Origin of the sequence: Collimonas sp. NPDC087041, from assembly GCF_044745265.1 — a bacterium.
In the GTDB taxonomy this organism is placed as follows: domain Bacteria; phylum Pseudomonadota; class Gammaproteobacteria; order Burkholderiales; family Burkholderiaceae_D; genus Collimonas.
In genome coordinates this window covers 345,234-367,829 of sequence record NZ_JBIUZX010000002.1, presented here as the reverse complement: position 1 = coordinate 367,829, position 22,596 = coordinate 345,234, and the positions used below count along the sequence as shown (strand labels likewise).

18 protein-coding genes and 1 pseudogene are annotated in these 22,596 nt (G+C 57.6%); 11 read left to right on the top strand and 8 right to left on the bottom strand.

What is annotated here, in order from left to right; genetic code table 11:
* Positions 1 to 2 precede the first annotated feature (2 nt).
* From ACIPF8_RS04825 to ACIPF8_RS04810, 4 genes are all read right to left on the bottom strand, one after another.
* Positions 3 to 3,329: an efflux RND transporter permease subunit gene (locus ACIPF8_RS04825; protein WP_400417651.1), complete on the bottom strand. Its 3,327-nt coding sequence runs from the start codon at positions 3,327 to 3,329 to the stop codon at positions 3 to 5.
* The gene (locus tag ACIPF8_RS04820) at positions 3,326 to 6,454 is read right to left on the bottom strand and encodes an efflux RND transporter permease subunit (protein ID WP_400417649.1); all 3,129 of its coding nucleotides are present in this window, start codon (positions 6,452 to 6,454) and stop codon (positions 3,326 to 3,328) included. Before ACIPF8_RS04820 ends, ACIPF8_RS04825 begins: the two co-directional genes overlap by 4 nt.
* Before the next feature lie 18 nt (positions 6,455 to 6,472).
* Positions 6,473 to 7,732, bottom strand: a complete 1,260-nt coding sequence (locus ACIPF8_RS04815; protein ID WP_400417647.1) for an efflux RND transporter periplasmic adaptor subunit — start codon at positions 7,730 to 7,732, stop codon at positions 6,473 to 6,475.
* Between the two features lie 308 nt (positions 7,733 to 8,040).
* Positions 8,041 to 8,832 carry an AraC family transcriptional regulator gene (locus ACIPF8_RS04810; RefSeq protein ID WP_400417645.1) on the bottom strand — a complete coding sequence of 264 codons (792 nt, stop codon included), beginning with the start codon at positions 8,830 to 8,832 and terminating at the stop codon, positions 8,041 to 8,043.
* Between the two features lie 138 nt (positions 8,833 to 8,970).
* On the opposite strand from ACIPF8_RS04810, the gene ACIPF8_RS04805 reads away from it, so the two are divergent.
* Both ACIPF8_RS04805 and katG read left to right on the top strand, forming a co-directional pair.
* Complete coding sequence (locus ACIPF8_RS04805) at positions 8,971 to 9,738, top strand: alpha/beta fold hydrolase (protein ID WP_400417643.1); 768 nt, start codon at positions 8,971 to 8,973, stop codon at positions 9,736 to 9,738.
* Between the two features lie 441 nt (positions 9,739 to 10,179).
* Entirely contained in the window at positions 10,180 to 12,327 is a 2,148-nt protein-coding gene (gene katG / locus ACIPF8_RS04800; RefSeq protein WP_400417640.1) for a catalase/peroxidase HPI, read from the top strand.
* A gap of 77 nt (positions 12,328 to 12,404) precedes the next feature.
* On the opposite strand, the gene ACIPF8_RS04795 is transcribed toward katG, so the two are convergent.
* A complete protein-coding gene (locus ACIPF8_RS04795; RefSeq protein ID WP_400417638.1) occupies positions 12,405 to 13,334 on the bottom strand; it encodes an AraC family transcriptional regulator in 930 nt (309 codons plus the stop codon).
* A 102-nt stretch (positions 13,335 to 13,436) separates the two neighbouring features.
* Between ACIPF8_RS04795 and ACIPF8_RS04790 the strand changes: the two genes are divergently transcribed.
* From ACIPF8_RS04790 to ACIPF8_RS04770, 5 genes are all read left to right on the top strand, one after another.
* On the top strand, positions 13,437 to 14,252 hold the full coding sequence (locus tag ACIPF8_RS04790) for an SDR family oxidoreductase (protein ID WP_400417635.1): 816 nt from the start codon (positions 13,437 to 13,439) through the stop codon (positions 14,250 to 14,252).
* Positions 14,253 to 14,535: 283 nt separating this feature from the next.
* Positions 14,536 to 14,781 (top strand): hypothetical protein, encoded by a 246-nt coding sequence (locus ACIPF8_RS04785; protein WP_400417633.1) that lies wholly within the window; start codon positions 14,536 to 14,538, stop codon positions 14,779 to 14,781.
* Between the two features lie 83 nt (positions 14,782 to 14,864).
* A complete protein-coding gene (locus ACIPF8_RS04780) occupies positions 14,865 to 15,416 on the top strand; it encodes an NADPH-dependent FMN reductase (RefSeq protein WP_400417632.1) in 552 nt (183 codons plus the stop codon).
* Positions 15,417 to 15,673: 257 nt separating this feature from the next.
* Positions 15,674 to 16,099 carry an Imm51 family immunity protein gene (locus ACIPF8_RS04775; protein WP_400417629.1) on the top strand — a complete coding sequence of 142 codons (426 nt, stop codon included), beginning with the start codon at positions 15,674 to 15,676 and terminating at the stop codon, positions 16,097 to 16,099.
* 146 nt (positions 16,100 to 16,245) lie between these two features.
* A complete protein-coding gene (locus ACIPF8_RS04770; protein WP_400417628.1) occupies positions 16,246 to 16,572 on the top strand; it encodes a hypothetical protein in 327 nt (108 codons plus the stop codon).
* A gap of 101 nt (positions 16,573 to 16,673) precedes the next feature.
* Here ACIPF8_RS04770 and ACIPF8_RS04765 read toward each other — a convergent pair whose 3' ends face one another.
* The gene (locus tag ACIPF8_RS04765; protein WP_400417626.1) at positions 16,674 to 17,558 is read right to left on the bottom strand and encodes a response regulator; all 885 of its coding nucleotides are present in this window, start codon (positions 17,556 to 17,558) and stop codon (positions 16,674 to 16,676) included.
* 533 nt (positions 17,559 to 18,091) lie between these two features.
* Here ACIPF8_RS04765 and ACIPF8_RS04760 point away from each other — a divergent pair.
* The 3 genes from ACIPF8_RS04760 to ACIPF8_RS04750 are packed head-to-tail and all read left to right on the top strand — an operon-like array spanning position 18,092 to position 21,057.
* Entirely contained in the window at positions 18,092 to 18,520 is a 429-nt protein-coding gene (locus tag ACIPF8_RS04760) for a hypothetical protein (RefSeq protein WP_400417623.1), read from the top strand.
* Positions 18,517 to 19,974: an RAD55 family ATPase gene (locus ACIPF8_RS04755; protein WP_400417622.1), complete on the top strand. Its 1,458-nt coding sequence runs from the start codon at positions 18,517 to 18,519 to the stop codon at positions 19,972 to 19,974. The genes ACIPF8_RS04760 and ACIPF8_RS04755 overlap by 4 nt, the downstream gene beginning before the upstream one ends.
* 30 nt (positions 19,975 to 20,004) lie before the next feature.
* Positions 20,005 to 21,057, top strand: coding sequence for a sensor histidine kinase (locus tag ACIPF8_RS04750; protein WP_400417620.1), 1,053 nt, complete (start codon positions 20,005 to 20,007; stop codon positions 21,055 to 21,057).
* Positions 21,058 to 21,193: 136 nt separating this feature from the next.
* Here ACIPF8_RS04750 and ACIPF8_RS04745 read toward each other — a convergent pair.
* A pseudogene (locus ACIPF8_RS04745) lies at positions 21,194 to 21,632 on the bottom strand (VOC family protein).
* 27 nt (positions 21,633 to 21,659) lie between these two features.
* Positions 21,660 to 22,076, bottom strand: coding sequence for a PaaI family thioesterase (locus ACIPF8_RS04740; protein ID WP_400417617.1), 417 nt, complete (start codon positions 22,074 to 22,076; stop codon positions 21,660 to 21,662).
* A gap of 224 nt (positions 22,077 to 22,300) precedes the next feature.
* Here ACIPF8_RS04740 and ACIPF8_RS04735 point away from each other — a divergent pair, with 224 nt between their 5' ends.
* A complete protein-coding gene (locus ACIPF8_RS04735) occupies positions 22,301 to 22,561 on the top strand; it encodes a hypothetical protein (protein ID WP_400417614.1) in 261 nt (86 codons plus the stop codon).
* The last annotated feature ends 35 nt before the right edge of the window (positions 22,562 to 22,596 follow it).

Below are 22,596 nucleotides of genomic sequence, written 5' to 3'. Positions count from 1 at the left end.
GTTCATTGCAATTGCTCCGGCTGCCTCGTTGCTTGCGCTGGGCGATTCCACGGCAACGTAGCGGACCATCTGACGAGTTTGGAACGCAAACGATCCAGGTACAGGTAGATCACCGGTGTCGTGTACAGCGTAAAAACCTGGCTCAGGATCAGGCCGCCCATGACCGTGATACCGAGCGGTTGGCGCAGCGACGCTCCCTGGCCGATGCCGATCGCGAGAGGAACTGCGCCGAGCACAGCGGCGAAGGTGGTCATCATGATCGGCCGCAGGCGCACAACGGCGGCGGCATGAATCGCTTCCTTGGCCGGCATCTTTTCGTTGCGTTGCAACTGGATCGCCACGTCCACCATCATGATGCCGTTTTTCTTCACGATACCGATCAACAGGATGATGCCGATCAGTGCGATGACGGAGAATGGCGTGCCAAAGATCAGCAGCGCCAGGGTGGCGCCAATACCGGCCGACGGCAGTGTCGACAAGATTGTCAGCGGGTGGATCGAACTCTCGTAGAGTACTCCGAGCACAATATAGACCACGCCAAGCGCGGCGATGATCAGCAACGGGATGGTGCCCATCGACTGCGCGTAGGCCTGCGCCGCTCCTGCGAATGCACCGTGGATACTGGCCGGCATGCCGATTTCACGTGACGCATTTTCGATCGCCACCTGCGCCGTGCTGAGCGATCCGCCAGCTGGCAGATTGAAGGAAACTGTCGCGGCCACCAGGCCGCTCTGATGGTTGACCTGGGTCGACGTATGGTTGGTGACGTAGCTGGTGAGCGCCGCCAATGGCACCATTGTCTCCTGCGAGGTGCTGTCGGCACTGCCGCTGGAATTGCCACCCTTGCTGTTGGAAATACTGTTCGTGGTGGCATTGGCTTGCGCGTTTGCGTTCAGCGGGTTGACGCTGCTGGCGTTAGAAACGGCGTTGATCGCGCTCTTGGCTGTTACGCCGGTGACGGTACCACCAGGCATTTGTGTCTGTTGGGTGCCGCTAGGATTGCCCGCCGCCGTGCTCAGGAAAATCTGGTTGAGCGTCTGCGGGTATTGCCAATACTGCGGCGCCACCTCCATCACTACGAAGTACTGATTGAACGGGTTGTAGATGGTCGATACGGTCCGTTGGCCGAACGCGTCGTACAACACGTTATCGATCTGGTTCGGCGCAAAACCGTAGCGTGCCGCCGCGGTGCGGTTGATGGTGATGTAGGTCTGCAGGCCATTTTGCTGCAGGTCAGAGTTGACGTCGAGCAGCTGACCGCGGTTCTTGTTGAGCGCGGTAACGAGTTTCGGCGTCCAGGCAAACAACGCGGCGGAATCGTCGCTCGTCAGCGTGTACTGGTACTCTGCGGCAGATTGTCGGCCGCCGATCCGCAGATCCTGCTGCGCTTGCAGGAATAGCCGCGCGCCCGATACCTGATTGAGTTTCGGCCGTAATCGATTGACCACTTCGGTCGCCGTCAGCTTACGTTGCGCCAGCGGCTTGAGTTCGATGAACACGCTGGCGCTGTTCAGTGCGCGGCCACCGGTAAAGCCAGCCACCGCCGCAACCGCCGGATCTTTCTGCACGATCTCCTGCAACTGCGCGAGTTTCTTTTCCATCGCCGGGAACGAGATGCTCTGGTCGGCGATGATCTGGCCGATCAGGATGCCGGTATCTTGCTCCGGGAAGAAGGTGGTCGGCACCAGTTTGAACAGGAAAACATTCGCCACCAGCAGGCCGATCAGCAAGAGGATGATCAAGAGCGAATGGTCGAGCACGGACGTGAGCGAACGCGCGTAGGCGTTCTTGAAGCGATCGAACTGCGCTTCGACCCAGCCGGTCCAACGCGCTTGCGCATGCCCGGCATTGTTGCGGCTTAATACGTAGGCGCACATGGCCGGCGTCACCGTGAGTGAAATCAGCAGCGAAATCAGGATCGCGATCGAGAGCACGACCGCGAACTCATGAAACAGCAAGCCGACGATGCCCGGCATCAGCAGAATCGGCAGGAACACTGCGATCAGCGACAGGCTCATCGAGATTACCGTGAAGCCGACTTCGGAACTACCCTTGAGGGCGGCTTCTTTCGGACTCAAGCCGAGTTCCAGGTGGCGCACAATATTTTCCAGCACCACCACCGCATCGTCCACCACGAAGCCGGTGCCGATGGTGAGCGCCATCAGCGAGAGGTTATCGATGCTGTAGCCAAGCAGGTACATCGGCCCGAAGGTACCGACGATAGAAAGCGGCAGCGCGACCGCAGGCACCAGCGTGGCGCGCGGCGATTGCAGGAAGATGAACACCACGCCGACCACCAGCAGCACGGCGATAAACAGCGTGCGCTCGGTATCGGCGACGGATGAGCGGACCGATTCCGAGCGGTCGATGGCGATGCCGACATGGATGCTGCTCGGCAGCGTCGCCTCGATCGAAGGCAGCACTTTCTTGATCTGCGCCACCGTATTGACGATATTACTGCCGGGCATAGGAAAGACGATCACCAGCACCGACGATTTACCGTTGTAGAGTCCGGCGTTGCGGACATTTTCGTTGGAATCCCTCACCTCGGCGATATCGCGCAGCAGCACTGGCGAGCCGCTACGGTAGGCGACCACAAGATCGCGGTATGGCGCGGCTTTGGAAAGCTGGTCGTTGGACAGCACCACGTAACGCTGCTCGCCCTGGTCGAGGTGGCCCTTCGCGCTATTCGCATTCGATGCGGCAATCGCCGCGCGCACGTCTTCCAGGCCGATGCCGTAACTGTTCAGTTTACCCGGCTGTAACTCGACCCGCACTGAAGGTAACGCGCCGCCGCCCAGCGTGATCTGGCCGACGCCATTGACTTGCGAGAGCTGCTGCTGGATCACCGAATCCGCGGAATCGTAAAGTTGCGATTTGGTGAGCGTATCCGAGGTCAGCGCGAGCACCATGATGGGCGAATCCGCCGGGTTGTACTGGCGATAGCTCGGATTGCTGCGCAGCGTGCTTGGCAAGTCGGCGCGCGCCGCCTGGATGGCCGCCTCGACGTCGCGTGCGGCGCCGTTGATGTCGCGGTTCAGCGCAAACTCGACCACGATCATCGACGAGCCGACATAGCTGATCGAGGTCAACTCTTCCACCCCTGCAATCGTGCTGAGCCGACGCTCAAGTGGTTCGGCCACGGTGGACGCCATGATGTTCGGGCTGGCGCCGGCCATGCCGGCCTGCACCACGATCACCGGGAAAGCAATATTCGGGAGCGGTGCAACCGGGAGGCGGAAATAGGCGAGCGTCCCGGAAATCAGGATGGCGATCGCCAGAAGTGTGGTTGCGACCGGGCGTCTGATGAATAACGCCGAGATGTTCACGGCACTTTCTCCGCCGGATCTGGTGGCGTGTCAGGCTTGTTACGGTTGCGCCGGCTTCTCACGCGCTCCGCCATGCGGTCGAAAAACAGATAGATGACCGGCGTGGTGAAGAGGGTCAGTATCTGGCTCAATGCCAGGCCGCCAATGATCGCCAGGCCAAGTGGGCGACGCAGCTCCGAACCGGTGCCGGTGCCGACCAGCATTGGTAGCGCGCCGAGCATGGCGGCGAAGGTGGTCATCAGGATCGGCCGGAAGCGCAGCAGCGAAGCCTGGAAGATCGCCTCGCGTGCCGGTTTGCCATGGTTGCGCTCGGCATCGAGCGCGAAGTCCACCATCATGATGGCGTTCTTCTTGACGATACCGATCAGCAGCACGATGCCGATGATGCCAATTACATCGAGATCGCTGCCGGCGATCATCAAGGCGAGCAGGGCGCCGATACCCGCCGAAGGCAGCGTGGAGAGGATCGTCACCGGATGAATGAAGCTCTCGTAGAGCACACCCAGCACGATATACACAGCCACCAGTGCGGCGATCAGCAAGTACACCTCGCTGGAGAGGGAATCCTCGAACGCCTGGGCGGCGCCCTGCAGCGAGGAGGTGATCGACGGCGGCAGCTTGACTGCTTGTTCGGCTTCGTGAACTTGCGCTACCGCCGTGCTCAACGACGCATCCTTCGCCAGGTTGAAGGAGATGGTGACGGCAGGGAACTGCGCCAGGTGGCTGATCACGAGCGGCGACTTGGTGACCTGGATCTTGGCAATGGCGGAGAGCGGCACCTGGCCACTGCTGCCGGTCTGGCTCGGCAAGTACAGGTTGCCAATCGATTCGATATTGGGCAGGGACGCCGGCTTGGCGACGAGGATCACCCGGTACTGATCCGATTGCTCGAAGATGGTGGAAACAATGCGTTGGCCAAGCGCGTCGTACAAGGCGTTGTCGATGGTGGCCGGGGTAATCCCGAAACGCGCGGCCAGTTGCCGGTTGACTTCGACATTCACGCTCAAGCCATCGGTATTCATATCGCTTTGCACATCGACCAGCGATGGAATCTTCTTCAGGCGTGCAACCAGTTCAGGCACATATTTCTGAAATGCCTGCTGGCTCGGCCCGCGCAATACGAAGCTGTACTGGTTCGGCGAGACCGTCGTATCGAGCGTGAGATCCTGCTCCGGCTGCATGTAGAGCTTGATGCCGGCGACGTTGGCGACTTCCGTCTGCAGCCGTCGCGCAATCTCTTGCGCGGTGTCTGAGCGCTTGTCGTGGTCGCGCAGGTTGATCAGGAAGCGGCCTCTGTTCAGGGTGGAGTTGCTGCCGTCGATGCCGACGTAGGAGGTGAGTGAAACGACATCGGCGTCTTTCAGGATCGCGTCGGCGAGCGCCTGCTGGCGTGTCACCATCGTTTTGTAGGACACCGAGTTGTCGGCCACGCTGATGCCCTGGATCACGCCGACGTCCTGCACCGGAAACAAGCCCTTGGGAATCACCACGTACAGGACGCCGGTGAGTATCACGGTGCCGACTGCTACCATCAGGGTGAGCATCTGATGATCCAGCACCCACAGCAAACCGCGTTCATAGGCGGCCAGCGTTTTGTCGAACAGGCCTTCGCTGAACCGCTCGAAGCGGCTCGGATGGCGTTCGGCCTGGGCTTTGAGCAAGCGTGCGCAGAGCATCGGCACCACGGTCAGCGACACCACGGCCGACAGCACAATGGTGACAGCCAGCGTCACCGCGAATTCGCTGAACAGGCGTCCGATCACGCCGCCCATGAACAGCAGCGGGATCAGCACCGCGATCAGTGAAATGGTCAGCGACAGAATCGTGAAGCCGATCTGCCCGGCGCCTTCGAGCGCAGCTTCGAGTGGAGTCTTGCCCTCTTCGAGATAGCGCACGATGTTCTCGATCATCACGATCGAATCGTCAACCACGAAACCGGTCGCAATAATTAACGCCATCAGCGAGAGATTGTCGATCGAGTAATTCAACTGGTACATCACGGCCAGCGTGCCGATCAGCGACACCGGGACCGAGATGCTTGGAATGATCGTGGCCGGCACATTGCGCAGGAACACAAAGATCACCATCACCACCAGGGCGATAGCCAGCAGCAGTTCGAGTGCGGCGTCGGAGACCGACGAGCGGATCACGCCGGTGCTGTCCGAGACGACCGTGACCTTCATGCCCGCCGGCAGCGTTGATTCAAGCTGCGGCAATTCCTTCATGATCTGGTTCACCGTGGCGATCACGTTGGCGCCCGGCTGGCGCTGCACGTTGAGTACGATTGCCGGCGTGCCGTTATACCAGGCGCCGCGCTCGACATCCTGGGGCGCCTGGCTCACCGTGGCGACGTCGCGCATGAACACCGGCGCGCCGTTCTGGTAGGCCACTACCGTGTTCAGATAATCCTTCGGGTCGACGATCTGGTCATTGCCGTTGATCGTGTAGTCGAGGTCCGGGCCGTCGAAGTTGCCTTTCGGCTGGCTGACGTTGACGTAGCTGAGCAGTGTGCGCAGGTCGTCGATATTCATGCCATAGGCGGCCAACTTCTGCGGATCGGCTTCGACCCGGATGGCGGGCACATTGCCGCCACTGGTGGTGACCACGCCCACGCCCGATACTTCAGAAATTTTGGTACCGAGGCGGTTGTTGGCGACGTCCTCCAGTTGCGTCAGCGACATCGAGGTGGAAGTGACGGCGAGTGTCAGGATCGGCTGGTCGGCAGGGTTGACCTTGGCATAGATCGGCGGCGCCGGCAGGCCGCTTGGCAGAAAGCTGTTGGCGGCGTTGATGGCTTGCTGGACATTCTGTTCGGCGACGTCAAGGTTCAACGACAGGTCGAACTGCAAGGTGATGACCGAGGCGCCATCCGAACTGTACGAGGTCATCTGTTGCAAGCCGGGGATTTCTCCCAATTGCACTTCGAGCGGTGCGGTCACCGTGGTGGCCATCACCGTCGGGCTGGCGCCCGGATAGAAGGTCTGCACCTGGATGGTCGGATAGTCTACGCTCGGCAATGACGAGACCGGCAGCACGCGCACCGCGACCAGGCCCACCAGCACGAGCGCAATCATCAGCAGCAAGGTAGCTACCGGTCTAAGAATAAACAGGCGGGAGATATTCATCGACGCGCGCGTCCGCTGCTAAGAAGCTGCGCTGGCAGAAGCCGCTGCCGCACCGGGCGCACTCTTTTGCTGGCCACTGGAGCTGCTTGCTGCACCAGCTGCGGATGTCGATGGAGTCTTGCCGCCCGCGGCATTCTTTGCCGCAGCCGCCTGGATCTTGGCGCCATCGCTCAACCGGTCGGTGCCGTCTGTCACCACGATATTGCCTGCCGCGAGTCCGGACGTAATCACCGTATTCTTGCCATCGCTCGGCCCTAGCGTGACCTTATGCACGGAGACGGTATTGTTGGCGTTCACAAGGTACACATAATCGCCGGGTGCGCCGGTTTGCACCGCGGGTGTGGGCACCAGCACCGCATTTTGCAGCGTGTCGACCAGCAGCTTGACGTTGACGAACTCGCTCGGGAACAGTGCTTCGTCGTCGTTGGCGAAAGTTGCCCTCAAGGTCACGGTGCCTGTGCTCGTCGCCATCTGATTGCTGACCGCGTACAGTGTGCCGGTGGCGATCTTCTTCGAGTTGTCGCTACTGTAGGCAGTGACCGGCAGGCTCGCCCCGCCGTTCATACGCCGCAACACGCTGGCGAGCGAATCTTGCGGCACAGTGAATTGCACGGTGGTCGGTTTCATCGTCGTGATGACCACGATGCCGGGCGAGGACGACGCGGTAACGTAGTTGCCCGGATCGACCAGGCGCAGGCCGACCCGTCCGGCAACCGGCGCGGTGATATGGCAATAGGTAAGATCGAGGTCGTACTGCGCGATGCTGGCCAGGTCGACCTTTACCGCCGCTTCATCCTGCTGCACCAGGAACTGCTGGTCGCTATAGGTTTGTTCGGCAATCGACTTGCGCTCGTTCAGCTGGGTATAGCGGGCCAGGTCGGCGCGCGCCTGCGCGAGAGAAGCCCGGTCCTTGGCGAGTGTCGCTTCGGCCTGCTGTTTGTTGATCTGGTATTGGCGCGGATCGATCTGGGCCAGGAACTGGCCCTTTTGCACATCCTGGCCTTCCCGGTAACCGACCGATGTCAGGTAGCCGCTCAGTTGCGGCAGTACGGTGACAGTTGCGGTGGGAGTCACCGTGCCCAGCTCGCTCAAGACTTCCGGCATCGGGCCGAGCACAGCGGTGGCGACGGTGACCACTTGCGGCGCGGCGGCACGTGGCGGCTTCTTGGGCCAGAGCAGATGCACGAGCGCCGCTACGATCAGCGCCAGCACCACTATCAAAAGCAGAATGCGCCCGCGCCTGGGGCGCTTTACCGGTGTTGGACTGGCGTCGCTCATACCATCGCTCTCCGAAGAAAAATACCATTCTGGATAACCGGCCGGCGCGATCAAGGATCAAGCCTGGCTAGTACGACATGTATTTCATCCCCGGGACAACGAAGGTATGGCTGCTAATCTATTGTTCGGACCGAATCCTCGGCCTCTTGCGGCGCTCACTTTTGCAGTTCTCAGCGCCGTCGACACCTGCGGCTTGCGGCAGGATATTTCAAAGGGTGGTGCATTTCGCCACCTAAGAATTGACTGGTGTGAACCTATCTTGCCACTTGCGTGATGTTCTGACAATCATGCATTGGTAACTTTGTTTATCATTCTACCCGGCGAGAATGGACTTTCACGTATTGACTCGGTGTTTCGCCCAGCACACGGCGAAATGCGACCGTGAATGCGCCAGGACTCGCATAACCCAGGTCAAACGCTACCCGGGTCACCGACTGTCCCAGGCTCAGGCGTTCGATCGCCGCTAGTAGACAGACTTGCTGTTGCCATTCTCCGAAACTTACGCCGGACTGCGCTCTAAACAAGCGGGTGAAGGTTCGCCGGCTCATCCCTGCTTCGGTAGCGACGTCATCCAGAGCAATTGTGATCGACGGCGCCACGAATATGCGTCGACATACCCTTGCAAGACGTGGATCTGCCGGCAACGGCGCATTCAGTGACAGCTGCGGCATGGCCGCAATCTCGGCGACCAGCAGTGCCATTAACTTGCCGGCGCGTCCGTCATCGTCGTACAGCGCCGGCAGATCGATTGCTTCATCGAGCAGTTGTCTCAGTAGTGGTGACACGCCATACACGCCGCACCGGGTGGGCAGTCCTATAGCGCGAGCTGCCTGATCCGAGACGAATGTATTGACCATCGTGACGGCGCCGCTCATCGTCATTTTGTGTACGACGCCCGCAGGCACCCAGCATGCTCGCAACGGTGGTACGAGCCAGTTGCTCTCTGGCGTTGAGAGGCTGATTGCACCACGAGATGCGAACGCGAATTGTCCGCGCCGATGCGAGTGAGATGGAAATTTCAGGCCCGCCGCATAGTCGTTCGCGGTAACCACGACGTCGCGCGGAATATCCTCATAGGGAGCGAGCAGTGTATTGCGCATGGCCTGAATTCTACAGATTTTGGCCCAATGTTTAAAGCGGGCCGAATCCTTCGTCTCTAAGATGTAACTCACTTTAATGCGTTGAAGACAAGCCGGTCGCACTGGCCGGCGCAACCATTCCATTGTTCAGGAGTTGAGATGCCCAATACGTTCCATCGGGTCGGTAATGGCCCGCACCCCGTCCTTGTGTTGCATGGCTGGTTCGGTGACGCGCGCGCGTTCGAGCCGATCGAGGCATGGCTGTCGCAAGACGTCTTCAGTTACGTCTTCATGGACTATCGTGGATACGGCGGCATGAAGGAAGTCGGTGGCGAATACACGATCGACGAGATCGCCGCCGATACGCTGGCACTGGCTGACGCCCTCGGATTTCATAGGTTCAGCCTGATCGGTCACTCAATGGGCGGTATGGCGATCGAAAAGGTCGCGGCACGTGCCCCGGAACGCGTGCGTGCGCTGATTCCCGTAGCGCCCGTACCTTGCGGCGGCATTGTGCTCAACGCGGAAGCGCGCGCATTGTTTGATGGCGCTGCCGATCGGCAGCATCACCGTATGACGATCATTGCTCGCAGCACGGGCAACCGCCTGCCCGCATCTTGGGTTGAATGGAAAGCTGCCTATTCGGCTGCGCATTCGTCGAAGAAGGCGTTTGCAGGGTACTTGCGCGCATGGTCCGATACCGATTTTAACGATGAAATTTTGGGGCAGCATCCGGTCAAGGTACTCGTCGGAAAGCATGATCCGACGTTCAATCTGAAGCTGATGGAAGAAACTTACCTTCAACGCTACCCGCTCGCCACCGTTGAAGTCTTGGAAAATGCGGGACACTATCCGATGAACGAAACCCCACTCGCACTCGTAACGGCTATCGAGCGCTTTCTCCTCGACGTAGTAAAAGAGCGGTAGGCCATCAGCTATCGCCGAAGGATTTTTCAAAGATGCCGTTGAGCCAGGGCTGCGCCGCGGTAACGTGAACATTTCCCCGAGTGCCGAGACGGGGCGCTGGCGCCCACCCTACGTAGTTGTACCGGTCAACGATGAGCGGCGTAGGAAGCAACCGCGCAGGAATATGCACCAGAAAAGTATCCGCCAACAACATCATTATTTCCGTACACGTATAGTAGATGTTCCAAAGGACAGCAGCCCGAGCGGTTGGATGGAAGAAAGACACCCTTTGGTAACACCTATTTAATAGATAGATTTTATTGAATATTAAAGTTGATAGTTATTAGTTATTATGAACATCCCAGCCTGCCATTTGCAAAGCAGGCCCATAGGCGCAAATTTTTGCCCTAACCCTTGGGCCGGGATGCAAGTACAGCCATTTAACTGACAAAGGAGATCCCCATGTCGAATGAAGCCAAGTGTCCCTTTCACCATGCTGCCGGCGGCGGCACGACCAACAAGGATTGGTGGCCCAATCAATTACGAGTTGATTTGTTGAACCAGCATTCCAACAAGTCCAACCCGCTCGGAGAAAAATTCAATTACGCCGAAGAATTCAAGAAACTGGATTACAAGGCGCTCAAGGCTGATCTGGTCAGGCTCATGACCGACAGCCAGGACTGGTGGCCGGCTGACTTCGGCCACTATGGTCCGCAATTCATCCGCATGGCCTGGCATTCGGCCGGCACCTATCGCATCCAGGACGGTCGCGGCGGTGGCGGTCGTGGCCAACAGCGCTTTGCACCCCTGAATTCCTGGCCCGACAACGTCAACATCGACAAGTCGCGCCGCCTGCTGTGGCCGATCAAACAGAAGTACGGCCAACAGATTTCCTGGGCCGACCTGTTCATCCTGACCGGTAACGTGGCGCTGGAATCGATGGGTTTCCGCACCTTTGGTTTTGCCGGCGGCCGTGAAGACGTGTGGGAACCAGACATGGACGTGAACTGGGGCGCCGAGACCACCTGGCTGGGGACTGACAAGCGTTTCCATGGTGACCGCGAGCTGGACGACAACCTGGCGGCCACCCACATGGGCCTGATCTACGTGAACCCGGAAGGTCCGAACGCCAGCGGCGACTATATGGCCGCGGCCAAGGACATCCGCGCCACCTTCAGCCGTATGGCGATGGACGACGAGGAGATCGTCGCCTTGATCGCCGGCGGCCACACCTTCGGCAAGGCGCACGGCGCCGCGCCCGAATCGCACAAAGGCCCTGAGCCGGAAGGCGCTGGCATCGAAGCCCAAGGGTTGGGCTGGAACAGCAACTTTGGCACAGGCCACGGCAAGGACACTGTGTCCAGCGGCCTCGAAGTGACCTGGACCAAAACCCCGGCACTGTGGAGCAACAACTTCTTCGAAAACCTGTTCAAGTACGATTGGGAACTCACCCATTCGCCGGCCGGCGCCAAACAGTGGGTGGCCAAGAATGCTGAAGACATCATTCCCGATGCGCATATTCAAGGCAAGTTCCACAAGCCGACGATGCTGACCACCGACCTGACTTTGCGTTTCGATCCGGAGTTTGGCAAGATCTCCAAGCGTTTCCATGAAGATCCACAGGCCTTTGCCGAAGCTTTTGCGCGCGCCTGGTACAAGCTGACCCATCGCGACATGGGCCCGAAGGCACGCTACCTCGGCCCTGAAGTCCCTAGCGTTGATCTGATCTGGCAAGACCCGTTGCCAGCCGCCAGCCATCAACCTACGGCGTCGGACATCGCTGACCTCAAGGCCAAGATCGCGGCCTCGGGCTTGTCGGTGAGTGAGCTGGTCTCGGTGGCCTGGGCCTCTGCCTCCACCTTCCGCGGTGGCGACAAGCGCGGCGGCGCCAACGGTGCACGCCTGGCCCTGGCCCCGCAGAAGGACTGGGCGGTCAATCAGGGTGCAGTCAAAACCCTGCCGGTCCTGGCCGAGATCCAGAAGGCCTCGGGCAAGGCGTCGCTGGCCGATGTGATCGTGCTGGCAGGTAGCGTCGGTGTCGAGCAAGCGGCCAAGGCTGCCGGCGTCGCGGTTGAAGTTCCGTTCGCGCCGGGCCGTGTCGATGCCACGCAAGCGCAGACCGATGTCGAGTCCTTTGCCGTGCTCGAACCGCTGGCTGACGGTTTCCGCAACTACAAGAAGGGCAAGATCGGTGCAGCGACCGAAGCCCTGCTGGTCGACAAGGCCCAGTTGCTGACCCTGACAGCACCGGAACTGACCGCGCTGGTCGGCGGCCTGCGTGTGCTCGGCGCCAACGCTGACGGCAGCCAGCACGGCGTGTTCACCAGCGAAGTGGGCGTGCTCAGCAACGACTTCTTCGTGAATCTGTTGGACATGGGTTTGACATGGACGCCAGTGGATGGCGAGGCCGAGCTGTTCGAAGGCCGGGATCGCAAGAGCGGGGCGGTAAAGTACACCGGCACCCGCAACGACCTGATCTTCGGCTCCAACTCGGTGCTGCGCGCCTATGCCGAGGTCTACGCCAGCGCCGGTGGCAAGCAGAAACTCATCGCTGACTTTGTCGCCGCCTGGACCAAGGTGATGAACCTGGACCGTTTCGACCTGGCGTAAGCTGCAGGCTTGGTGACCGATGTCATCAGCCACGGGTGATGCAGAGCTATTGCATCACCCGGGGTCGGCCTGGCTTCCTATTCGGCGCCACTCGAAGTATCGATGCGACCGGTTCGTGCGAACGAGCCTGGCGCCACACCCACAAAACGACTGAAGGCAGCGCTGAACGCGCTGGCCGACTGATATCCGATGGCGTGAGCAACCTCACCAAGTGAAAGGCCGTCATGCCACAGCATGTCCTTGGCCAACGCCATTCGCCATCGCAACACATATTCCATCGGCGGCATACCAAGCACATGTGTGAACCGTGCAGCAAAGGCCGCGCGCGACATGCCGACCTTGCTCGCCAGGTCTTCAATCGTCCAGCGCCGCGCAACGTCATCGTGAATGTGCCTGAGGGCGGCAGAAAGTCGTGAGTCTGCAAGACCGGACAGCAGCCCGGAAATCGGCGTCGAGTCCTGCGCGGGTCGCCAACGCAGCGCCTCAATCAACATCACCTCAACCAGGCGCGTCAATATGGCATCGCCACCTGGTTTGTCGGCAGCAGTTTCTTCACCAATAGCACTTGCAATCCAGCCCAAACGGGCGCTGCTGGCATCCATCGCCTTGATGTGAACCACGGCCGGCAACAGTCCTACCAGAAGCGGTGCGTTGGTGGGATCGAACAGGAAGTAGCCACCCAGCATCCGTACCGCCGCTTCGATCTCCTGTGCGCCATGTCGCGCTTCGCCATAATCGCTGGCTTCGGCGAGACGCACTGCGGGATTCTCTAATGCTTGCAGGTCACTGCCCATCCGAAATCCGGGCGTTGCCGGGAACAGCACGAAGTCGCCAGTCTCCATCAGGAATGGCTCTTCATTGTCGATGCTGAGCCAGCAAGAGCCGGCGGTCATCAAGCAGAAACTAGGGTGCCCGTAGTTCGGGTATTGGACCGCCCAGCTACCTGAGCCGCTGACGTATTTCGACAGGACGGTGCGTGGCCGTAGCAACGCGACAATTGCGGCCAAGGGATCATTTTTTAGACGTTCTCGCATAATTCTTAGATCATACGTTATTGTTCGTCTTGCATAAAGTATCTACCATTTGCCCCAGTTCAAATGGAGATTGATATGAAAACCGTACTCATTACTGGCAGCTCTTCCGGTTATGGCAAAGCAACCGCCGAGCGCTTCTTGCAACAAGGCTGGAACGTCATCGCGACGATGCGCAAGCCAAATCCCGACCTCTTCGAGCCTTCCGAGCGTTTATGCCTGGTTCAACTGGATGTGACCGACGAGGCGAGCATTGCGCGAGCCATTCGCCAAGGCATGGAAGCCTTCGGCAAGATTGACGTGCTGGTCAACAATGCCGGCATCGGCTTGCTGTCGGCCTTTGAGGTGACACCGGAGACGACGACCAGGGAACTGTTCGAAACCAACACCTTCGGTGTGATGGCCATGACCCAGGCCATCATTCCGCACATGCGGGAGCGGGGCGAGGGCACCATCGTCAATGTGACATCCAGCGTCTGTTTCGCCGGCATGCCTATGGTCGCGTCCTACGCTGCCAGCAAGTTCGCCATCGAGGGTTTCACCGAGGCGCTGTTCTTTGAGCTCGACAGCTTTGGCGTGCGCGTCAAGCTGGTCGAACCTGGCTATGGCCCGGGAACCAACTTCACGGAAAATGGCATGGAGCGCATGGATGGCCTCATTCCGCCGGCGTATCAGAAATATGCGGGACAGCTGATGCAGCTTTTCGCGAACCCCGGCGCCGTTACCAATGCCGAGCAGGTCGCCGACGGCATTTTCGCCGCCGCCAACGACTCGACCGACCGTTTGCGCTTCCCGGCTGGACCGGACAGCGAGCACTTGGCGAACTCGCGCTGGAACAGCAGCGACGAGCAATTCTTGAGTGGCATGCGCTCGATGCTTCGTATGAAACAATAGTCGAGGTGAATTGGCCCGTTTCGCCGTGGTTCGTACTTTTGGAGGTTTGCTGAAAATGCAAATGGCTTGAGAAAAGCCGCCGATGCTAACGGGCCATGGGGATTTCTATGTTCGGAAACGTACTGACGTGATGTTGAACGTAGCGCTACAGTAGTCAGTAACTGCCGTGGGCTACGTTCAACAATTCCAAGCCGGGACCGCGCTGATAGCTGATCTTTCAGGCCGGCGCATGGCTGGGCAAAACAGAAGCGGCGTGGATATGTCGATATCAAGGATCAATACCATGAACAAAAAAATCAACGAAGAGTATGCCAATGAATTAACGGCTCGCTACATTGAGTTGCGTCGTTGGGCTGGCGAGCATTGGCCAAACACGGCGCAACCCCTGACGGCGGCCGATTTCATCGCTACCGAACGCGAGCTGGGATTGCTGTTGGGAGCCAGGCTGCATCCTGCAGGACCAGACCATGACGGACCGGCTGACCCAGACAGCGGTTACCTGGATGTCACGCCTATGCCTTGGCCTTAGAACGATCTGCGCATTGGGTGTAAGCTGTTGCAGGTCAATACTGGTTCGTTCCCGCATTTTTTTCCCCGTCAATGGAGATCGTCATGAGTCAATTTCAAATTGCAGTTGTAGTCGGTAGCCTTCGCAAAGAGTCATTCAATCGCAAGTTGGCAAACGCCATCGTCAAGCTGGCGCCGGCAGAATTTTCGTTCAAGCAAATTGAAATCGGCGATTTGCCCAACTACAATCAGGACGACGATGCCAATCCGTCAGAATCCGTCAAACGCCTGAAAGCTGACATTAATGCGTCACAAGGCCTGTTGTTTGTGACGGCTGAATATAATCGCTCGATCCCCGGCGTACTCAAGAATGCGATCGATCATGCTTCGCGCCCTTACGGCCAGAATGCCTGGGCAGGAAAGCCTGCAGGAGTGCTGGGCGTCTCGGTCGGCGCCGCCGGCACCGCCATGGCGCAGCAACACTTGCGCAACGTCCTCGCTTATCTCGATGTGCCGACGCTCAATCAGCCAGAAGCTTTCATCCATGCGAAGGATGGCTTGTTCGACGCGTCCGGCGATATCGGAGAAGGCAGCAAAAAATTCCTGCAAGGCTGGATGGATGCTTACGTTGCCTGGGTAAAAAAACAAGCGGCCTAGGACGCTCCACCGGGAAAGGAACTAGCCCGCCTCATCGATGGTCACGCGGCCCGCACGGCGTGCGCCGATCATCGCGCATGATGCGGGTGTTTTTTTGACCATCAATCCAGCGATTTTTTATGTTCGCTAACGAACAGACGAGATATCCGATCTCGCAGATGCTCAGCGCGTAATACCAATGGACTAATTCCCCTCCAAACTTTCCGCCGTAGCGCGGTGGTTGTCGTTTGCTTCATCTTTCGAGAAAGATGTAAATCATGGATTTCAATACTGAAGCAGACGAGGGGTGCAGCGCAAAAATGCCGCCAGAGATGCATGGGAACCAACATGTTTATCCACTCACGGACAGCACGACATTTTCACCCTTTATCCTGATCGACGGTCATTGCAGGGCGCTTGTCATGTTCGATCACAGCATGGCGTTTAAATCCCATATTTTTGCTGAGCGCGCAACGGAGGGATGGACCGGAAACGGGATAGATTGGACCAGGCTGGCCGAGCTGGCAGTCCAGGAAGAATTCTCTCAAGCCGACGAACATATCGGCTATGACTCTGATGCGGATATGTTCTCTGCGCGAGGCGCCAGGCATACTTTGGAAAAGCTGGGCGCGGCACTCCAGGCGATTTTTCTGAACGATGATGCGATCAGGGATTTGATGTCTCGCGTTAAGAATCGTTTGTAAAAGGTCTGTAGCGTCACACGGATGCGGCAGCCGATATCCATTGCTTCGATGGCGACTACCCCTGGCGCTCGAACCGCATAAGCGCATCAATCCAAGCGCCGTTTCGCATCCCAACATTCTCGGTTATTCGCAAAAAAATATTGCGTATGTCGGCCGCCCCGGATTTGATTGCGCCGTCACGCAATTACAAACCACGCCAGACCGTCACCGGCGATGGCGCGCCTGTACAACCAATCTACACGACAGATGTCTGGGGTGGAACGTGGGGACTATTAGAGGGAACTGGGCCTGCCTACCTGGGCACCAGCTATAGATATTCATTTGCCGCCTTGGGCACTTGCGATCCCGCACCCTATAGCCTCCTGAACGGCGAATTCATTATTACACCAACCATCAATCCGACCGATGATCTCGATACCAGCAGCGCAACCGTATTGGATGGTTTGGCGACAGTAGAACTGCTTTATCTGTAAGTGCAGTTCTCGCAATAGCCTTGGTAATTTTTCTGTGGCTATTTTCAGTTGAGATCATTTCTTTTTTTACTTCGAAAAATCCGACTCAGATACTGTCGGCACTAATCGACATTCTTGTCGGCTTCGTTCATGCCGTTGCGAAGCCGCATTTTTTCTGCCTCATCACGCATGCGCTCCGTCACGTTCAAGCCGACGCCGCGATAGCCGATAAAGCGGCAACCCGAATCGAACATCGGCTCGCCACTGACCTGCAGATATTCCAGCGTGCCATCGAGATTGTTGCGGGTGTAGAGAAAATCGAGGAATGGAATCCGGCCTGCAATGTTGGCCTTCAACTGCGCGTGCTCGATCGCATCCCAGCCGCCGGCTACAGCGTCGCTGCTCGCTCCGGACATGTCGCCTACTTTGATCCCCAGCATTTCGAACACCGGACCGGACACCTTGGTGAATTTTCCGAACTCATCCTGTTCCCAGTACCAGTCCGTCGACAGTTCCGTAAAACTCCTGAAACGGGCTTCACTCGCGCGTAATTCTGCCGTGCGTTCTTCGACCGTCTGTTCAAGAACTTTATTGTAGTTGTCCAGTTTTTGATGGAGCAGCCGCACTTCCAGCATGTTGTGGATGCGCATTTGTACTTCAACCAGGTCGAACGGCTTGCTGACAAAATCTTTGGCGCCGGCTTGCAACGCCCGCAGTTTGTGCGCCGGTTGCGCGGTGATGACCAGCACCGGCAAATATCCCGTTGTTTCGATTTTCTGCAAACCGTCCATGACCTGGAATCCATCCATGTCGGGCATTTGCAAATCGAGCAGAATTAAATCGTAGCGGTGCGCCTGATGCATGGCGCAGACCGCACTCGGATCTGTCGTCGTGGTGATGTTTTGGTAACCGGCATTCTGCAGCATTTGTTCCAGCAGCATGATGTTGTCTTCCTGATCGTCGACGATCAAGATGCGGCCCTTCAGAATTTCAGATGCTTCAAGCATGATGTTCTCTCAAAAAAATCATTCGTCGCTTGTTCAGCGATCTTTCAGCATGGCTCAACCGGGTATGACGCGATACTGACAAGGTACTGATTTCGGAGGGCTCGCCACGTCCAACAGGATGTGCAGCGAGAATATAAGGACATGGGGAAGCTGAAATTGCCAGGAAATCGAATTCAGTGCCGGGCAAGGTTGCCGGAAGATGATTTTGATGTGGATCAGGTGTCCTTGGCTTACTCTACCCCTGCTTCCGGTCTTGTACCATCGAAATATGGAAAAACAAGGTCGAAAGAATGCTACCCTGTGAAAACCAGCATACTTCTCATCCTTGATCTGCCGGCGACAACGCTACCGTAGAAGCGACCGCAATCCTGGTTGCTGCGGAATCGAATAAAAAACGCGTTTCCTGGCCATTCCCGCCAAAGTAAGGATCCTTCTGGTTGCAATAACAGAAAGTGCCTATACTGGATTTTTAAAGAAAATGCCCGCTGTATTTCGCCAACGGCTTTTTACCATCGATATTTGGTACTACCTTTATGGCAAACACCGATTCACCACGGCAGCAGCTGATAGAAAGCATCATTTCCAGGCACACCGAAAAATTTTCTGATGCCGCGATTGTTCAATGGGAGTTGATGACGACCAAAATCATTGCCATCGTCGGTGAAGGCGGCTTCAATTCTCTTTACGCGCGCAGCGTATTCCTTACTCAATCTACCTTTCCGTGGCTCGCCTCTTGCATCGTGACGCAGCAGTCGCAGGAGCAGCAGCAACAGTTCGCGGCCCTGAAAGCCGCATTTGAAGCACAAGAACCTGCACAAGCCCGTGCCGCCAATAGCGCGTTACTGACCACTTTCACCGACATTCTGGCATCGCTGATTGGCGACCAGCTGACGGAAAATATTTTATATTCGGCCTGGGGCGATAGTGCTTCTACCAAAGCCGCCAAGGAGTTGAAAAAATGAGCAAAAAGGTAAGTATCCGCCGCCTCCAGACTGGCGTTCCCGGTCTGGACAACCTGCTTGGCGGAGGCCTGCCGGAGTTCTCGTTCAACCTGATCGCGGGTACCCCGGGAAGCGGCAAGACAACCCTCGCGCATCAATTGATGTTTGCGTTGGCGGGGCAGGACAAGAAGGCGCTGTTTTTCACCGTGCTGGGTGAGCCGGCCCTGAAAATGCTGCGTTATCAGCAGCAGTTTCCATTTTTTGACATCGATAAAATCAATCAGTCGATTCGCTACGTCAATTTGTCTTCAGACCTGCTGGAAGGTGACTTTGATCGCGTTCTTGCGCGCATCGACAAAGAGGTCAAGGACTACGCCCCCAGTTTTGTATTCGTCGATTCGTTCCGCTCCGTCATGCGCACTGCGATGCGCAAAGAACCCGGCGAGAGTGACTTGCAGCGCTTTGTGCAGCAATTGGGCATGCAAATGACCAGCTGGCAGGCGACCACATTTTTGATCGGCGAGTATCTGGTGCCGGAATCGGAATCAAGTGCGGTATTCACGGTGGCCGACGGCATCCTGTGGTTATCGCAAAACATGCAGCGCAATTCGATGGTGCGCAAGATCCAGGTGGTCAAGATGCGTGGTCAAGCGCAAGCCTCGGGTTTGCATACCTTCCGGATTACCGATTCCGGCATCCAGATATTCCAGCGCGCGATTGTCCAGCAGGGTGGCGTAGTTTCCTCCAACATCAAGGGCGCCAACGGCGTGCAACGGCTGGCGATGGGAATCCCCGGTTTGGATGACATGCTGGGCGGCGGTCTGCCGGTAGGATATTCCCTGCTGCTGGTCGGCCCCTCCGGCTCAGGAAAAACCGTGCTGGCGACGGAGTTCCTGGAAGAGGGCGTACGCCGCGGCGAGCCTGGTGTAATTGCGGCGTTTGAAAAGAGTCCCAGCCAACTGCTCAACCATAAGCTGCAGGGCTTGGTTGCCGCCGGCCAGGTTGGGGTGATTAACACGCGCTCGCTGGATTTGTCGATAGATGAAACCCTGCATGATCTGATCGAAATGATCAATCGCATGCAGGCCAAGCGCGTCGTCATCGATTCCCTGTCGGGATTTGAACTGGCGCTGGCGCCCGAGTTCAGCGAAGATTTTCGCGGCTCTTTGTATCGGATGATTGCCCAGCTCACCGGCATGGGCGTGACCGTATTGATGACCTCCGAGCTGGAAGACCGCTACACGGATTTGCGCTTTAGCCCGTTTGGCAGCGCATTCCTGGCCGACGCAATTATTGTGCAGCGCTATATCGAAATCGTCGGCCAATTCAAGCGCGTCATGTCCATCATAAAAGTGCGCGGCAGCCAGCACAGCAAGAACATTCGATTGTTCGACATTACGGATGACGGCATCGTGATTGGCGAAACCTTGTCCGACTACGCTGGCATATTGTCAGGTCGCCCTACAGTGACCTAGTAGCGGTAATGAATGGTTACGGAAGCGAAAATGAAAAAATATGACAATGTCGACGCTTCTGATACCAATGACGCAAGTCAGTCAAACGTTGCCGGCGTACCCACTGACCAATTACTTGAACTGCGCGATGCCGCTGCGGCCCTGTTAAGTCGTGAAAAAGCGCTGACTGTTCGTGAAGACGCCGTGCATTTGCGTGAAGAGGCAGTCATCGTCCGCGAGCGCCTGATGCACGCGTTGGAGACCACGCAAGCCAGCTCCGATACGCATATGGTCGTGCTGCAGCAGGCCAACCAGCAGCTTGTCATTGCAAGCATTGATGCGCAAGCGCTGGCCCAGCAACTCGAACTGACCACGGTGCAGCTCGAAAGCGCAAAGGCTGCGGCGGAAAAGGCCAATCTCGCCAAATCGGAGTTTCTGTCCAGGATGAGCCATGAGTTACGCACCCCGCTCAGCGCCATCCTCGGTTTCGCGCAGTTGCTTGAATCGGGCGCGCCGCAGCCAACGCCTATCCAATTAGTCAATATCAGCAAGATCATCCGGGCCGGCTGGTATCTGCTGGACCTGATCAACGAAATTCTCGATCTGGCGACCATCGAATCCGGCAAATTGTCATTGTCGATGGCGCCGGTATTACTGCCGGAAGTCCTGCAGGATTGCCGCAGCATGATAGAACCTCAGGCAGAAAAAAACGGCATTCGGATGCGCTTTCCAGATTTCGATAACTCCTGCTTTGTCATGGCAGACCGAACCGCAGTGAAGCAGATTCTGATCAACCTGCTTTCCAATGCGATCAAATACAACCGCACAAATGGCTCGGTAGAGGTGAGCTGTACTGCGATTCAGGTACAGCGCGTACGTATCAGCGTGCGGGATAGCGGTGAAGGTTTGCCGCCAGAAAAAATTGCCCAATTGTTCCAGCCCTTCAACCGCCTGGGGCAAGAGTCCAAGGCAGTGGAGGGAACCGGCATCGGCCTGGCGGTCAGCAAGCGTCTGGTCGAGGCAATGGGAGGAGAGATCGGCATCGAAAGCAACGCCGGGATCGGCAGCACATTCTGGATCGAGCTGAGCGCGGCACCCGGATAAATGCGCATCGCGCATGCTCGGTATTGCCATTCGCGCGCGCTGATCTGTGGGTTATGGCAATCACCTGCCAGGCGCGGATTCAGGCGAGTGTCGGAATCCTGGCCGTTGGCGGCATTGAACGGAGCGGCTGCTCCATTCATTTTGCATAGACACCATCCAACGTAGCGAAACCCTTGATTTCGATTGGGTTGCCGGATGGATCAAGGAAAAACATCGTGGCTTGCTCGCCTGGCTCTCCGGGAAAACGAATGCTGGGCGCAAGCACAAATTGAATTTTCTGCTCCGTCAAATGTGCGGCCAATCGCTGCCAGTCCGGCATTGCCAAAATCACGCCCAGATGCGGCATAGGCACCATATGGTCACCGACTTTTCCGGTGTTGCTGGTGACGAATGGCTCACCTAAAGCTGGTGACGAATGGCTCACCTAAATGCAGGGAGATTTGATGGCCGAAGAAATCGAAATCTACCCATGTATCGGTACTGCGTCCTTCCTTGCATCCCAGGATCGCGCCATAGAATTGCCGCGCCTGTTCCAGATCGCGCACGTGGTAAGCCAGATGAAATAGAGCTTGCATGATTTTCTCCGAATATTTTGCGCAGCGTCAGCCGCGCACATTGACGATCGTCGCCTGCATGATGGCAACCACTTTCCAGGCACCTGCCGACAAGGCGCGCACTTCCCCCGTGCAGACCGCGAGTAGCTTACCCGACGTTTGCACCTTTCCGATTGCCAGGAAACGTTCGCCGATTGCCGGTCGCACAAAGTTGATCTTGAACTCGGCTGAGACCACATCGCAATCCAGCGGCGCCCTGGTCAATGCCGCGTAGCCGCATGCGCTGTCCACAATGCTGGTTATTGCGCCGGCGTGCACATAACCGTGCTGTTGCGAAAGCTGCGTCGAGAATGGCATTTCTATCTGCACCTCGCCGTCTGCGGCTGAGACCAGGCGCGCGCCGAGAGTCGCCATCAGGCCTTGTGAATTGAAGCTGGTTGCAATGCGTTCTTGAATATCTTCCATGGGCGTAGCCTCGTGGTGGGATGATCGTGCATGACGCCTGATGGTGATCAAGCGAACCGAATAGCTCGGCTGTCATTATGCAAAGAAAACCGATGTCCGGCAAGGCGGCAGACCCGCATGCGGGCAGTTACCGGCGAGCCCACAGAGCTGCTTATCGGATATCCACCGAGACATCGCTGCCGTTGCGGCGATGGGTTGTGTGCGCGGCATTTCAGGAGAACCCAATGCATTCCCGCCATGTCTCGAATATCCAAAAACTACTGCTGCCATGTGCCATGTGGCTGGGCTTGGCAACGCAAACGTACGCCAGCAATTGTCAGATACAACTTGGCGATACAACAGTCGAATATGGAAAGATGAATCCGGCTGCCCTCGATGCAAAGCCGAAATCGGGCGGCAAGGTGCTGCTTGGAAGACGCCGGGTATCGCTGACCATCGTGTGCCAGCGCCCGGAATCGCGCCATCGGAATCGGCAGCAACGCTGAAGTTCACTCCTGGCGCTGACTGCGCAAAACCTAAA

Excerpts from the sequence above, each read along its gene's own strand:
- ACIPF8_RS04785 (WP_400417633.1), top strand. The coding sequence starts at position 14,536 with ATGAACAAAAAAATCAACGAAGAGTATGCCAATGAATTAACGGCTCGC.
- ACIPF8_RS04775 (WP_400417629.1), top strand. The coding sequence starts at position 15,674 with ATGGATTTCAATACTGAAGCAGACGAGGGGTGCAGCGCAAAAATGCCG.
- ACIPF8_RS04790 (WP_400417635.1), top strand. The coding sequence starts at position 13,437 with ATGAAAACCGTACTCATTACTGGCAGCTCTTCCGGTTATGGCAAAGCA.
- ACIPF8_RS04735 (WP_400417614.1), top strand. The coding sequence starts at position 22,301 with ATGCATTCCCGCCATGTCTCGAATATCCAAAAACTACTGCTGCCATGT.
- ACIPF8_RS04805 (WP_400417643.1), top strand. The coding sequence starts at position 8,971 with ATGCCCAATACGTTCCATCGGGTCGGTAATGGCCCGCACCCCGTCCTT.
- ACIPF8_RS04810 (WP_400417645.1), bottom strand. The coding sequence starts at position 8,832 with ATGCGCAATACACTGCTCGCTCCCTATGAGGATATTCCGCGCGACGTC.
- ACIPF8_RS04740 (WP_400417617.1), bottom strand. The coding sequence starts at position 22,076 with ATGGAAGATATTCAAGAACGCATTGCAACCAGCTTCAATTCACAAGGC.
- ACIPF8_RS04780 (WP_400417632.1), top strand. The coding sequence starts at position 14,865 with ATGAGTCAATTTCAAATTGCAGTTGTAGTCGGTAGCCTTCGCAAAGAG.
- katG (WP_400417640.1), top strand. The coding sequence starts at position 10,180 with ATGTCGAATGAAGCCAAGTGTCCCTTTCACCATGCTGCCGGCGGCGGC.
- ACIPF8_RS04815 (WP_400417647.1), bottom strand. The coding sequence starts at position 7,732 with ATGAGCGACGCCAGTCCAACACCGGTAAAGCGCCCCAGGCGCGGGCGC.
- ACIPF8_RS04760 (WP_400417623.1), top strand. The coding sequence starts at position 18,092 with ATGGCAAACACCGATTCACCACGGCAGCAGCTGATAGAAAGCATCATT.
- ACIPF8_RS04820 (WP_400417649.1), bottom strand. The coding sequence starts at position 6,454 with ATGAATATCTCCCGCCTGTTTATTCTTAGACCGGTAGCTACCTTGCTG.
- ACIPF8_RS04750 (WP_400417620.1), top strand. The coding sequence starts at position 20,005 with ATGAAAAAATATGACAATGTCGACGCTTCTGATACCAATGACGCAAGT.
- ACIPF8_RS04765 (WP_400417626.1), bottom strand. The coding sequence starts at position 17,558 with ATGCTTGAAGCATCTGAAATTCTGAAGGGCCGCATCTTGATCGTCGAC.
- ACIPF8_RS04755 (WP_400417622.1), top strand. The coding sequence starts at position 18,517 with ATGAGCAAAAAGGTAAGTATCCGCCGCCTCCAGACTGGCGTTCCCGGT.
- ACIPF8_RS04770 (WP_400417628.1), top strand. The coding sequence starts at position 16,246 with ATGTCGGCCGCCCCGGATTTGATTGCGCCGTCACGCAATTACAAACCA.